The 13,182-nt window shown below is 61.1% G+C and carries 13 protein-coding genes; 8 read left to right on the top strand and 5 right to left on the bottom strand.

Annotation, left to right across the window (positions count from 1 at the left end; genetic code table 11):
• Positions 1-92: 92 nt before the first annotated feature.
• Positions 93-1,256 (top strand): M20 aminoacylase family protein, encoded by a 1,164-nt coding sequence (locus AB1E42_RS10060; RefSeq protein ID WP_368344109.1) that lies wholly within the window; start codon positions 93-95, stop codon positions 1,254-1,256.
• A gap of 9 nt (positions 1,257-1,265) precedes the next feature.
• Here AB1E42_RS10060 and moaA read toward each other — a convergent pair whose 3' ends face one another.
• Positions 1,266-2,270, bottom strand: coding sequence for a GTP 3',8-cyclase MoaA (gene moaA, locus AB1E42_RS10055; protein ID WP_368344108.1), 1,005 nt, complete (start codon positions 2,268-2,270; stop codon positions 1,266-1,268).
• 89 nt (positions 2,271-2,359) lie between these two features.
• On the opposite strand from moaA, the gene AB1E42_RS10050 reads away from it, so the two are divergent.
• Entirely contained in the window at positions 2,360-2,860 is a 501-nt protein-coding gene (locus AB1E42_RS10050; RefSeq protein WP_368344107.1) for a D-galactarate dehydratase, read from the top strand.
• Here the strand turns inward: AB1E42_RS10050 and AB1E42_RS10045 are convergent.
• From AB1E42_RS10045 to glmU, 3 genes are read right to left on the bottom strand one after another with little or no spacing between them, the layout of a single operon-like run.
• Positions 2,857-3,540 carry a DNA alkylation repair protein gene (locus AB1E42_RS10045; protein WP_368344106.1) on the bottom strand — a complete coding sequence of 228 codons (684 nt, stop codon included), beginning with the start codon at positions 3,538-3,540 and terminating at the stop codon, positions 2,857-2,859. The genes AB1E42_RS10050 and AB1E42_RS10045 overlap by 4 nt on opposite strands.
• On the bottom strand, positions 3,537-5,354 hold the full coding sequence (glmS, locus tag AB1E42_RS10040; RefSeq protein WP_368344105.1) for a glutamine--fructose-6-phosphate transaminase (isomerizing): 1,818 nt from the start codon (positions 5,352-5,354) through the stop codon (positions 3,537-3,539). Before glmS ends, AB1E42_RS10045 begins: the two co-directional genes overlap by 4 nt.
• A 1-nt stretch (position 5,355) precedes the next feature.
• Positions 5,356-6,705, bottom strand: a complete 1,350-nt coding sequence (gene glmU / locus AB1E42_RS10035; protein ID WP_368344104.1) for a bifunctional UDP-N-acetylglucosamine diphosphorylase/glucosamine-1-phosphate N-acetyltransferase GlmU — start codon at positions 6,703-6,705, stop codon at positions 5,356-5,358.
• A 120-nt stretch (positions 6,706-6,825) separates the two neighbouring features.
• Here glmU and AB1E42_RS10030 point away from each other — a divergent pair, with 120 nt between their 5' ends.
• Positions 6,826-7,488, top strand: a complete 663-nt coding sequence (locus tag AB1E42_RS10030) for an HAD-IA family hydrolase (RefSeq protein ID WP_368344103.1) — start codon at positions 6,826-6,828, stop codon at positions 7,486-7,488.
• On the opposite strand, the gene AB1E42_RS10025 is transcribed toward AB1E42_RS10030, so the two are convergent.
• Positions 7,446-8,789: an MmgE/PrpD family protein gene (locus AB1E42_RS10025; RefSeq protein WP_368344102.1), complete on the bottom strand. Its 1,344-nt coding sequence runs from the start codon at positions 8,787-8,789 to the stop codon at positions 7,446-7,448. The genes AB1E42_RS10030 and AB1E42_RS10025 overlap by 43 nt on opposite strands.
• A gap of 117 nt (positions 8,790-8,906) precedes the next feature.
• On the opposite strand from AB1E42_RS10025, the gene AB1E42_RS10020 reads away from it, so the two are divergent.
• The 5 genes from AB1E42_RS10020 (at position 8,907) to AB1E42_RS10000 (ending at position 13,110) form a co-directional block, all read left to right on the top strand.
• Positions 8,907-10,106 (top strand): DegT/DnrJ/EryC1/StrS family aminotransferase, encoded by a 1,200-nt coding sequence (locus AB1E42_RS10020; RefSeq protein ID WP_368344101.1) that lies wholly within the window; start codon positions 8,907-8,909, stop codon positions 10,104-10,106.
• A 173-nt stretch (positions 10,107-10,279) separates the two neighbouring features.
• Positions 10,280-10,645, top strand: a complete 366-nt coding sequence (locus AB1E42_RS10015) for an NADH-quinone oxidoreductase subunit A (RefSeq protein ID WP_368344100.1) — start codon at positions 10,280-10,282, stop codon at positions 10,643-10,645.
• On the top strand, positions 10,636-11,169 hold the full coding sequence (locus AB1E42_RS10010; RefSeq protein WP_368344099.1) for an NADH-quinone oxidoreductase subunit B family protein: 534 nt from the start codon (positions 10,636-10,638) through the stop codon (positions 11,167-11,169). The genes AB1E42_RS10015 and AB1E42_RS10010 overlap by 10 nt, the downstream gene beginning before the upstream one ends.
• A 12-nt stretch (positions 11,170-11,181) precedes the next feature.
• Positions 11,182-11,790, top strand: a complete 609-nt coding sequence (locus AB1E42_RS10005) for an NADH-quinone oxidoreductase subunit C (protein ID WP_368344098.1) — start codon at positions 11,182-11,184, stop codon at positions 11,788-11,790.
• 99 nt (positions 11,791-11,889) lie between these two features.
• The gene (locus AB1E42_RS10000; protein ID WP_368346408.1) at positions 11,890-13,110 is read left to right on the top strand and encodes an NADH-quinone oxidoreductase subunit D; all 1,221 of its coding nucleotides are present in this window, start codon (positions 11,890-11,892) and stop codon (positions 13,108-13,110) included.
• Positions 13,111-13,182: the final 72 nt, after the last annotated feature.

Below are 13,182 nucleotides of genomic sequence, written 5' to 3'. Positions count from 1 at the left end.
CCCATTGCACCCGCCGCTAATGGGCATAGATTGTACGACATCACCGCGCTGCGGCGTGGGTCATTTCACATCTGACAGATCGAGGACTGGATATGCCCATCAAGAACCGCTTTGCCGAACTGATGCCCGATATCACGGAATGGCGGAGAGACATTCATTCCCATCCCGAGATCCTTTTCGAGACACATCGGACGGCGGCGCTGGTGGCTGAAAAGCTGCGCGCCTTTGGTGTGGATGAGGTGACCGAGGGGATCGGACGCACGGGTGTCGTTGGGGTGATCAAGGGCAAGGAAACCGGCTCTGGCCGCGTGATTGGCTTGCGGGCGGATATGGATGCGCTGCCGATCGAGGAGGCGACGGGGTTGCCCTATGCCTCCAAGACCCAAGGCGCGATGCATGCTTGCGGCCATGACGGGCATACGGCGATGCTGCTTGGGGCGGCGCAGTATCTTGCTGAGACGCGGAATTTTGACGGGACGGTCGTGGTGATCTTCCAGCCAGCCGAAGAGGGCGGCGGCGGTGGGCGCGAAATGTGTGAAGACGGGCTGATAGCGCGGTGGGGCATTCAGGAAGTTTACGGGATGCACAATTGGCCCGGAGTGCCGATGGGCAGTTTCGCGATCCGGCCGGGGCCGTTTTTTGCCAGCACGGATCAGTTCGAAATCACGGTAAAGGGTAAGGGCGGGCATGCCGCGAAACCGCATGAGACGATTGACGCGAACCTTGTGGCGGCGCAGATCGTGGTCGCGCTGCAGAGCATCGCCAGCCGCAATGCCGATCCGGTGGAGCAGGTTGTCGTGTCTGTGACCTCTATGGAAAGTTCATCGAAAGCGTTCAACGTGATCCCGCCGCGCCACGCGATGAAAGGCACTGTGCGGACGCTTTCGCCCGAGATGCGGGCGATGGCGGAGCGGCGGCTTACGACGATCGTGCATTCGGTGGCCGAGGCCTTTGGCGCGGAGGCGGAACTGAAATACCATCGCGGCTATCCAGTGATGGTCAACCATGATGAGCAGACGGAATTCGCCGCCGAGGTCGCGCGGGCCGTTTCGGGCGATTGCGCGGAAGCGCCGCTCGTGATGGGGGGCGAGGATTTTGCCTATATGCTGGAAGAGCGCCCGGGTGCCTATATCCTTGTGGGCAATGGCGACACGGCGCCGGTGCATCATCCTGAATACAACTTCAACGATGAGGCGATACCAGCAGGGTGCAGCTGGTGGGCGGAGATTGCCGAACGGAGGATGCCGTTGCGCTAGGCGCGATGATTAGCCGCCTGTGTGGCTCATGTGGCGGCTGACGCGACCGGCGACATCCTGACGGGAGTAATCGAAGTCATGACCGCGCGGTTTCAGCGAAATGGCCGCGCGGATGGCGTCTTCAAGAACTGCGTCATCCTGTGAGGCGCGCAGCGGTTTGCGCAGGTCGCAATGGCCCTCTTGCCCAAGGCAGGTGTAAATCTCGCCTGTGCAGGTGATCCGCACGCGGTTGCAGCTTTCGCAGAAATTATGCGTGAGCGGCGTGATGAAGCCGATCTTCTGGCCGGTTTCTTCGAGCCGGACGTAGCGGGCGGGGCCGCCGGTGCGCTCTGCCAGATCGGTCAGGGTGTATTGTTCGGCGAGGCGCGCGCGGAGGTCGCTCAGCGCCCAGTATTGGCCGAGGCGGTCCTCATTGCCAATATCGCCCATCGGCATAACTTCGATGAAGGTGAGGTCCATATCGCGCGAGGCGCACCATTCAGCGAGGGTGAACAGCTCGTCTTCGTTGAAGCCTTTGAGAGCGACGGTGTTGATCTTCACGCGCAGACCGGCACGCTGGGCGGCATCGATGCCGCGCAGAACTTGTGGCAGGCGGCCCCAGCGGGTGATATCCGCGAATTTTTGCTCGTCCAGCGTATCGAGCGAGACATTCACGCGGCGCACGCCAGCGGCATAGAGCTGATCTGCGAAGCGTTCGAGCTGGCTGCCATTGGTGGTGAGGGTCAGCTCTTTTAACGCGCCGCTTTCAAGATGGCGCGACATGCCGTCGAAGAAGGTCAGAATATCGCGGCGGACGAGCGGCTCGCCGCCGGTGATGCGCAACTTCTCGACTCCGAGGCCAATGAAGGCGGAGCAGAGGCGATCGAGTTCCTCAAGTGTCAGAAGTTCCTTCTTGGGAAGGAATGTCATGTTCTCCGACATGCAGTAGACGCAGCGGAAATCGCAGCGGTCGGTGACCGAGAGGCGCAGGTAGGTGATTGCGCGCTGAAAGGGATCGACGAGAGGCTGTGTCATAAGTGAAAGCTAGGTCGTGTGCGGTTCAGCCGCAAGTCAAATGACCGAGATTGTTGCGTCTTGGGGCGCTGCTGGCATAGCCTCGGCTTATGACTCGCGTTTCATTCTATCTCGGGCTTGCGTCCATGGTCATTTTGTCCGGTTGTGCTGCATTGCCGGACAGGTTTTCGGGACTTTTTGGCGGTGGGGGCGATGGGCTCCTCCCTGCGCCGGAAGCGGTCAGCGAGCAGACGCTGGATGATTCCCCGCCGCCGCCGCCGCCGGAGGGGGCGAGCACGGTCGAGGAATTCGACACCACAGATGATGCCGATCGCGCGGCCGCGCTGGCGGTGGAGAGCGGCAATAGCGGATCGCTTGGTGTGACGACCGTGACCTTGGGCGATATCGCGCAGGCGGGGATTTGGCTGCGGACGCCTTTGGTGACTGAGTTGCAAATGGGACGTGCCGTGGCAGGCGGTGAGAGCATCAACATTGAACTACGGCCAAGTGGCGGTGCGGTGGGTTCGGGTAGCCAGATGAGCCTTGCCGCGATGCGGCTTTTGGGGCTGTCACTGGCGGATGTTGTCGAAGTCGCTGTTTTTGTGAATTAGGCTGGGAGGAGGCGCGCGGCCTCTTTTCGCGCGAAGGGTTTCATCGCGTCGCCATGCTCGGTGAGGAAAGCGCGCACGCGGTCCGGATCGCGCGGTGACAGATCGCGTAGCCACCAGCCAATTGCCTTTTGGATGAACCAACGCCGGTCGGGGACGTAGCTTGCGGCCCAGCTGAGCACCACTTCGCGGATGGCGAGGTCCGCGGGCTTTGGGTGGGGCATCTTGGTCCAAGGCAAGGTCATGACAAGCACCGCGCGGCGGGTCCAGAGGTGATCCGATGTCGTCCAGTCGCGGAGGGTGGCGATCCGCGTCGGATCAGCCAGGAGGCGGCGCTGGCCGGCCATGCTGGCGTGATCTGCAATGGCCCAGCTATCGAAATCGGGCACCCAAGAGCAGATCAGCTCCCATGCGGCGGTATCTTCGGGGCGGATGCGGGCTTGAATGAGCAGTTTGGCAGCGGCGACGCGGGCTTCGTAAATGTCGCTCTGCCAAAGCCCGTCTGCGAGAGCGAGGCGGGTGGGGAGGTCCACCGCTGCACGCCATTCCTTTGTCAGCGCGTCGATCTGGGGTGTGGACAGCCCGAGGTAGCGGCGGGGAATCTTGTGATAGGCGGCCATTTCCGCTGCTTTTTGCGGGTTTTCCTGCGCTTCGAGCGCGGCAATGGCGGCTTCAGGTGTCATTCCACCGTGACCGATTTCGCCAGATTGCGCGGCTGGTCGACATCGGTGCCTTTGACCACAGCAGTGTGATAGGCCAAGAGCTGCGCGGGGATGGCGTAGAGGATCGGTGCGAGGAACGGATCGACCTGCGGCATGATGATTGTGTTCCACACGCCCTCGCCAGCGGTTTCGGCGCCTTTGCTGTCGGTGACGAGGAGCACCTTGCCGCCGCGTGCCATGACCTCTTGCATGTTCGAGACTGTCTTGTCGAAGAGGGCATCGGTAGGGGCCATGACGATTACGGGCACTTTCTTGTCGATCAGGGCGATAGGGCCGTGTTTCAGCTCGCCAGACGCGTAGGCTTCGGCGTGGATGTAGCTGATTTCCTTGAGTTTCAGCGCACCTTCATGGGCGAGCGGATACATCGCGCCGCGCCCGAGGAAGAGGATGTCGCGGGCCTCTGACAACTTGCGGGCACTTTCCGCGCAGGCCTCTTCGGTGCCGAGTGCGTGGTTGAAGAGGCCGGGAAGGGCTTTGAGAGATGCGGTTTTCGCGGCTGCTTCGGCGGCGGTCAGATGGCCGCGGGCGCGACCGGCTTCGATGGCGAGGAGCGCCATAACAGCAAGCTGGCAGGTGAATGCTTTGGTCGAGGCAACGCCGATTTCTGCGCCAGCGTAGATCGGCAAAGCAAGGTCGCTTTCGCGGGCGATGGAGCTTTCCTGCACATTGACGACAGACACGATCTGGTCGGCCTTACCCGCGCAGTAGCGCAGGGCGGCAAGGGTATCGGCGGTTTCACCCGATTGGGAAACGAAGAGCGCGACTGTGCCTTTAGTAATAGGTGGTTCGCGGTAGCGGAATTCGGACGCGACATCGAGCTCGACCGGGATACGAGCGACCTGCTCGAACCAGTATTTCGCGACCATGCAGGCGAAATAGGCGGTGCCGCAGGCGACCATCGTGAGGCGGTCGATCTTGGTGAAATCGAGCCCAGCGCCGGGGAGGGTGATGGCATCGTTCTGGATATAGTGGGCGAGGGCGTCGGCCAGAACGACGGGCTGTTCAGCGATTTCCTTTGCCATGAAGTGCTTGTAGCCGCCTTTGTCGATCTGGGCGGTGTCGATCTGCACCAGTTTGACGGGGCGGTTGGCGAGATTGCCGTCGCTGTCGCGGATTTCGATGCTGTTGCGGGTGAGGATGGCCCAATCGCCTTCGTCCAGATAGGTGATCCGGTCGGTCAGAGGGGCCAGCGCGATGGCGTCGGAGCCGACGAAGACCTCGCCGTCGCCGTGGCCGATTGCCAAGGGGGAGCCTTTGCGGGCGACGACCATGAGGTCGTCCTCGCCGGAGAAGAGGAAGGCCAGCGCATAGGCACCCTCAAGGCGGGCGATGGTTTGTTCGGCGGCGTCGCGCGGGGCGAGGCCCTGATCGCGGTAGTATTGGGCGAGGAGGGCGACGGTTTCTGTGTCGGTCTCGGTCTGATGGGCGATGCCGTTTTCAGCGAGGAATGCGCGCAATTCGCGGAAGTTTTCGATAATCCCGTTGTGGACGACCGCGACATCGGAGGCGCTGTGCGGGTGGGTGTTCACGAGCGTCGGTGCGCCGTGGGTGGCCCAGCGGGTGTGGCCGATGCCTGCGGTGCCGGAGAGCGGCTCGGTGACGAGCAGATCAGCCAGATTGTAGAGTTTGCCCACCGCGCGGCGGCGATCGAGCGCACCGTCATCGACGGTGGCGATGCCTGCGCTGTCATAGCCGCGATATTCGAGGCGGCGGAGCGCTTCAACGAGGATCGGAGCGGCCTGGTGCTGGCCTAGGATGCCGACGATACCACACATGTTACTGCTCCTTCTTTGCGGATTTGCGGGCGCGGAGCGAATCCATCAGGCGCTTTCCAAGGCCGGGTTTGTTCACTTGTTTTGCGCGGGCGACGGAAAGGGCATCAGCGGGAATATCCTGTGTGATGACCGAGCCGGAGCCAGTGAGGGCGCGGTCGCCAACGGTGACGGGGGCCACGAGCATGGTATTGGAGCCGATGAACGCCTCGCGACCTATCGTAGTGCGGTGTTTGAACACGCCGTCATAGTTGCAGGTGATGGTGCCCGCGCCGATATTGGTGCGCGCACCGACCGAGGCATCGCCGATATAGGAGAGGTGATTAACCTTCGCGCCTTCGTCGATGGTGGCGTTCTTGATCTCGCAGAAATTGCCGACATGGACATCCTCGGCCAGCTCCGCGCCGGGGCGGAGGCGGGCGAAGGGGCCGACAGTCGCGCCGCGGCTGACGTGGCAGCCTTCGAGATGAGAGAAAGCGCGGATGCGGGTGCCGCTTTCGATTGTGACATCGGGGCCGAAGATCACGTTCGGTTCGATTATGGTGTCGCGGCCAATCACCGTGTCATGGGCGAAAAAGACGGTTTCAGGCGCGGTGAGCGTAACGCCGTTTTCCATCGCCTCGGCGCGGGCGTTAGCCTGAAAGATGCGTTCTGCGGCGGCCAGTTGTGCGCGGTCGTTGACGCCCATCGTCTCTGCCTCGGGGCAGGTGACGGCGGTGGCGGACAGCCCGCGCTCGTTGGCGATGGCGACGATGTCGGTCAGGTAAAACTCGCCTGATGCGTTGTCGTTCCCGACCTCATCGAGAAGGGAGAAGAGTGTCGTTGCATCCGCGCAGAGAACGCCGGAATTACAGAAGGTAATGGCTTTCTCAGCATCGGTTGCATCTTTGAATTCGACGATGGAGTCGAGCGTGTCACCTGCCATTTTCAGGCGGCCGTAGCGGTCCGGATCGGCGGCCTCGAAGCCGAGGACGACAACGGCGTGGCTTTGACGCGCGGCGCGCATGGTTTCGAGCGTCTCGGGGCGGATGAAGGGGGTGTCACCGTAGAGAACGATCACGTCGCCTGAAAACCCAGCCAAAGCGTCACGCGCTTGAAGGACGGCATGCGCGGTGCCGAGTTGCTCGGTCTGTTCGACGGTGGCGGTGTCTGGGTTCCAATCCTGCACGGCCTTGGTGACTTGCGCGGCGCCGTGGCCGGTGACGACGACGATCCGCTCAGCCTCGATGGCGGTGGCTGCCTTGATCGAATGAACGACCATTGGCGCACCGGCGACCTGATGGAGCACTTTTGGAAGGTCCGAATTCATTCGGGTGCCCATTCCTGCGGCAAGAATTACGCAAGCGACGCTCATAATACCTCTATCGAAACATATTTTTGCACTCTTACTACATGGCTTTCGTGCCAGCGCAAGCGAAGTGGCTTCACAAGACCTTTCGAAACGTTACATGTGCGGGGAGCAATAGGAGACGCCATGCGCAGTGTCATTTTTGATCTTGATGGAACCTTGGCGGATACGAGCCGCGACCTGATCAACGCGGCGAATGTCTGTTTTCGCGACTTGGGTTTAGGCGATGTGTTGGACCCGCTGACGGATGGCTGGGTGGGAATGCAGGGCGGCAAGGCGATGCTGCGCGAGGGTTTCCGGCGAACGGGAAGCTATGGTGACGCAGAAATTGAGTGGCAGTATCCGCGTCTGTTGGAGGCTTATTCGGAGGCGCTGGATCATCATACGACGCTTTTCCCCGGTGTGGCAGAGGCGGTCAAAGAGCTTTCGGCGCTGGGCTATTGCGTGGGGATTTGCACGAACAAACCCGAAGCGCTAGCGGAACGGTTGATGGTCAGCCTTGGGGTGCGGGATTTATTCGGCTCGCTTGTTGGGGCTGATACGCTCCCTGTACGCAAGCCTGACCCCGCACCATTGCGCGAAGCAATCAAGCGGGCGGGCGGTGACCCTGCGCGCGCGGTTCTGGTGGGAGACACGATCACCGACCGTGAGACAGCGCGGGCGGCGGGCATCGCCTCGATCCTCGTGACATTCGGGCCGCTGGGCGATGCGGTGCGCGAGATGCTGCCACAAGCTTTGTTGGACGATTACGCGGAACTGCCGGATGTGGTTTCGGCGTTGATTGGCTGAGACAGTAGGCGCGAGAGTTCCGAGAGGGGCGTGGTATCCAGTGCGTTGATCGCGTTTTCGATTGCGGCGGCGCGTGCGGTTCCTACTGCCGGATCTGCGATTGAGTGAAACTTCGCGCGCAATTCGGTATCGGTTGGCGGCGACGTGGCATCCCAACGAGGCTCGTGCCACTCACTTTGCAGTTCGCTCCCATCCGTCAACACCAAGGTCGTGCGGGCGAGGCGACGATTGGGGAATGCAGCATTGGCGACCTCTGCTTCGCGCATGATCATGCTGTCGGACAGGCGCAGGATTTCGGGGTCGGTCAGCGCATCGTCGGAAATGTCGGCGGGTGTGATGCCGCCGCGCACCATCGCCACGGCGCAGGGGAAGGAGGTCGAATACTGGGCCTCTTCGGTCGAGGCGGGGCGGCGGGTCGCGAGGCGGGTGGATTCGTGAAAACTTTCGACCTCGATCCGCGCGACCTGATCGGAGGTCAGACCATGCTGGCGGCGGAGTGTGAGAAGCGCCTCAACAGGCGGCTGTGCCCAGCGGCAGACAGGGTAGGGCTTGAAATACTGCTCCATGATCGCCCAACGGCTGCCGAGGTCCGCCCAGTAGGTGGGCGCATTCTCAACAGTGATCGCAGGTGCGCCGGTAAAACCGCGGGCGGCGAGGTCGATGGCGGAGACGCCGCACATGGCGCCCCAGCCGGAGCCGTCTTTGAGCATGGTCGGGTGATCAATGCAGCGCATCATTTGACTGCGCGGGCCGTGATACTCGGCAATGCCGAGGGCGTGGCGTGTTTGATCGGGCGACAGCCCCGCAAGGCGAGCGCCAGAAGCCGCGACGGCCACGGCACCCCAACTGCCGGAGGTGTGATAGTCGGGGGCGGTGGCGTGCTGTGCCTCGGCCACGCGGGCGCCGAATTCGTAACCAACGGCAAGCGCGGTGAGGAAGGCGCGGCCATCCGCTTCGTGCCGGTGGGCGAGGGGCCAGAGGCCTGCAAAGGTTGGGCTACCGATATGGCCTTTGGCGGGGTTGTAGCCGTCATGGCCGTCGAGCGCGTCAATCGTCATGCCGGCCGCCAAGGCGACGCCAGAGGCGCTGGAGCTGCGGGTATCGAGCAGCATCGGGAAATTGCCGCCAAATTCGGCATGGGCGTGGTCGCGAATGATGGTGCTGAGACGTGTTTGCGCGCCGCCGATAGCGATGCCGACAAGATCGAGCAGGCACAGACGCGCCCGCGCTTGGCAGTCGGAAGGGAGGTCATCCCATGCGAGGGACAGGGCGAAATCGAGCGGTGCGGGTGTTTGGGTCATGAGGGCCTCCGTTGAGCAGAGCGTCAGCGAGAGACAGTGAGAAGTCTGGATCAATCGCGACATGGCGGGTCGCATGACAGCATTGACGACGCTTGCCCAACTTATCAATGTGCCGCCATGACAGAGATATTCACAGGCAGTTTCACCCAGCAGGAGCCGATTCCCGAGGACGGGATCGCGGCGGCGTTGGGGGTGATGAAAAGCGGTCGACTGCACCGCTATAACACAATTGACGGCGAGATCGCGCAGACGGCGTTGCTCGAAGAGGAATTTGCGGCGCAAACCGGCGCATCCTACTGCCTTGCAGTTGCATCCGGCGGCTATGCGATGACCACGGCGCTGCGCGCCAGTGGCGTTGAGCCGGGGGATGCGGTGCTGACGAATGCATTCACGCTGGCACCGGTGCCGGGAGCAATTGCGGCTGTCGGTGGGCGCCCGATTTTTGTGGGCGTGACAGAGGGGTTAGTGATCGACCTCGATGATCTTGAAGAAAAGATCGACCAGGCGAATGTTCTGCTGTTGTCGCATATGCGGGGCCATATCTGTGATATGGAACGGCTCATGCAGATCTGTGACGACGCCGGTGTGACGGTGATCGAGGATTGTGCGCACACGATGGGCGCGGACTGGAACGGCGTGCCCTCAGGGCGGTGGGGCAAGTTCGGGTGCTATTCGACCCAGACCTATAAGCATGTGAACTCAGGTGAGGGGGGCTTCCTCATTACGGATGACGAAGAAGGCATGGCGCGGGCTATCATCCTCTCTGGCAGCTATATGCTCTACGAACGCCACCGTGCTGCGCCATCGCGCGAGGTGTTTGAGCAGGTGAAATACGTCACGCCGAATATCTCGGGGCGCATGGATAACCTGCGGGCGGCGATTCTCCGCCCGCAAATCAAGGATTTGCCGCGGCAGTGCCAACGCTGGAACGCGCTATACAAGGTGGTCGAGGAAGGCCTGCGCAACACGCCCGGGCTGGCGATTGTGGAGCGTCCTGAAAAGGAAGGCTATGTCGCGTCCTCGATCCAGTTCCTGTTGCCACATTGGGCGCCTGAGGCGGTTCAGGACTTCCTGAAAGGCTGCGCGGCGCGGGGTGTCGAGCTGAAATGGTTCGGCGGCGCGGAGCCGGTTGGCTTTACCTCGCGCTACGATAGCTGGCGCTATGCGGAAAGTGCGCCGATGCCGCGCACGGATTCGGTTTTGGCGGGGCTGATAGACATGCGTTTACCGCTGACCTTCAGCATTGAAGACTGCGCGTTAATCGCGCGGATTATCCGCGATGAGGCCATGGCGCGACATGCCGCCGCGGCGCAGTAGGGGCGCAGAACTTAAATATGCGGGTAGAGACGCGATTTTAGGTATATATTGCGGTGCGGCTCGGTTGACCCTTTCAGGGTGCGGCGGTATGCACGGCGCAGCCAAATGACGTCTGGTGCGGGTTCCAGAGCGGTTGCACTTTCGGGACCTCGCAGCATGAGAAAGGAACAGTCGTGGAAGACCTGCTTCGCGAATACCTCCCGATCCTGATTTTTCTTGGCCTCGCCATTGTGCTTGGCCTGGTCTTTATCGTCGCTGCTGCGGTGATTGCGGTGCGCAACCCGGACCTCGAGAAAGTCTCGGCCTACGAATGCGGGTTCAACGCATTCGACGACGCACGCATGAAATTCGATGTCCGTTTTTATCTGGTGTCGATCTTGTTCATTATCTTCGATCTTGAGGTCGCGTTCCTGTTCCCGTGGGCAGTGGCGTTTAAAGACCTGTCGATGGTGGCGTTCTGGTCGATGATGGTTTTCCTCGGCGTGCTGACGATCGGCTTCGCCTATGAATGGAAGAAGGGAGCGCTGGAATGGGAGTGATGACCGGAGCCAACACCGCTGGTGCCGATCGCGAAGTTGCGACTCAGGCGCTGAACGCGGAGTTGCAGGACAAGGGCTTTCTCGTCACCTCGACGGCTGACATCATTAACTGGGCGCGGACCGGCTCGCTGCACTGGATGACCTTTGGTCTGGCTTGCTGCGCGGTCGAGATGATGCACACCTCGATGCCGCGTTATGACCTTGAGCGTTTTGGTACTGCGCCGCGTGCGTCGCCGCGCCAATCCGACCTGATGATCGTTGCGGGGACGCTGACCAACAAAATGGCCCCTGCGCTGCGCAAGGTCTATGACCAGATGCCGGAGCCGCGCTATGTGATCTCGATGGGATCATGCGCGAATGGTGGTGGCTACTATCATTACAGCTATTCTGTTGTGCGTGGCTGTGACCGGATCGTTCCGGTAGATGTGTATGTACCTGGCTGCCCGCCGACGGCAGAGGCGCTGCTCTACGGTATCCTGCAATTGCAGCGCAAAATGCGCCGTACCGGAACCATTATCCGCTAAGGGAGCGACGAGATGTCTGATGCGCTGAAAGAACTGGGCGAGCTTCTCGAGCTGAAGCGGAACGATTGTGTTCTGGGCTGGGATGTGACCCACGGCGAACTGAATGTGGATGTGGCGCCGTCAAACCTCGTGGCGTTTGTCGAATTCCTGAAGACCGATAGCAATTGTCAGTTTTCGACCCTCGTGGATATCACGGCGGTGGACTATCCGGGCCGTGCAAAACGGTTCGACGTCGTTTACCACATGCTGTCCATGTACCAAAACCACCGTATCCGGTTGCGGGTTTCGATCCGCGAGGAGGAGATGGTACCGTCGATACTCGAGGTGCATCCGAGCGCGAACTGGTTCGAGCGCGAGGTTTTCGACATGTTCGGCATTCTGTTTACCGGCCATCCGGACCTGCGCCGTATCCTGACGGATTATGGCTTCCGCGGGTATCCGCTGCGCAAGGACTTCCCGACAACCGGCTACACCGAAGTGCGCTATGACGAGGTGCAGAAGCGGGTCGTCTATGAGCCGGTCAAACTGGTGCAGGAATACCGGCAGTTTGATTTCATGAGCCCATGGGAAGGTGCAGAATACATCCTTCCGGGCGATGACAAGGCTGAGGCAAAGGGGTAGGCGCGTGGCGGTGCTGAAACTTCAACACAATCGGGCGGCTGAAACTGTTGCCACCCTGCCTGCCGACCGGCGGGCCAACCTTGCGAGGGCAAGTGCATGATGGACGGGACCAAGGGATTTGAAGACGCCGTAACGGGCGAACAGAAGATCCGCAATTTCAACATCAACTTCGGGCCGCAGCACCCTGCGGCGCACGGTGTTTTGCGGCTTGTGCTGGAGCTGGACGGCGAGATCGTGGAACGCTGCGACCCGCACATCGGCCTGCTGCACCGTGGCACCGAAAAGCTGATGGAAAGCCGCACCTATCTGCAAAACCTGCCGTATTTCGACCGCCTCGACTATGTGGCGCCGATGAATCAGGAACATGCATGGTGCTTGGCCATCGAGAGGCTGACCGGCGTTGAAGTGCCGCGCCGCGCGTCGCTGATCCGTGTTCTGTATTCCGAGATCGGGCGCGTGCTGAACCACCTTCTGAACGTGACGACACAGGCTATGGACGTGGGCGCACTGACGCCGCCGCTCTGGGGCTTTGAAGAGCGTGAGAAGCTGATGGTTTTCTATGAGCGTGCTTGTGGTGCGCGTTTGCATGCGGCCTATTTCCGCCCGGGCGGTGTGCATCAGGATCTGCCGCCAGCGCTGCTCAACGATATCGAAGCTTGGGCGAAGGCATTCCCCAATGTGCTTGACGACATCGACGGGCTGTTGACCGAAAACCGGATTTTCAAGCAGCGGAACGTGGATATCGGCGTCGTCACGGAAGAGGAAATCCAGCAATGGGGCTTCTCTGGCGTAATGGTGCGCGGCTCGGGCCTTGCGTGGGATTTGCGCCGTGCGCAGCCCTATGAGTGCTATGACGAGTTCGAGTTCCAGATACCCGTCGGCAAGAACGGCGATTGCTATGATCGTTACCTCTGCCGGATGGAAGAGATGCGCCAGTCGACCTCGATCATCTTGCAGGCGATAGAAAAGCTGCGCGCCCCTGAAGGGCAGGGCGATGTGCTGGCGCGTGGTAAGATCACGCCGCCGAAGCGGACCGACATGAAACAGTCGATGGAAGCGCTGATCCATCACTTCAAACTTTATACCGAAGGCTTCCACGTCCCTGAGGGTGAGGTCTATGCCGCTGTCGAAGCACCGAAAGGTGAGTTTGGCGTCTATCTGGTGGCAGATGGCTCCAACAAGCCGTATCGCGCCAAGCTGCGCGCGCCGGGTTATCTGCACCTTCAGGCGATGGATCACATCTGTAAGGGCCACCAGTTGGCGGATGTGTCGGCCATCATCGGCACGATGGATGTTGTGTTCGGAGAAATCGACCGGTGATCCGATTGGATACCGAAATATGTGATTATACTTTCGCTGGCTGCCATGGGCGGCTGGCACAGACCAAAGGTT

The organism is Pelagovum sp. HNIBRBA483, assembly GCF_040931995.1.
Classification (GTDB): domain Bacteria; phylum Pseudomonadota; class Alphaproteobacteria; order Rhodobacterales; family Rhodobacteraceae; genus JAEPMR01.
This window is presented reverse-complemented; position numbering and strand designations above follow the sequence as displayed.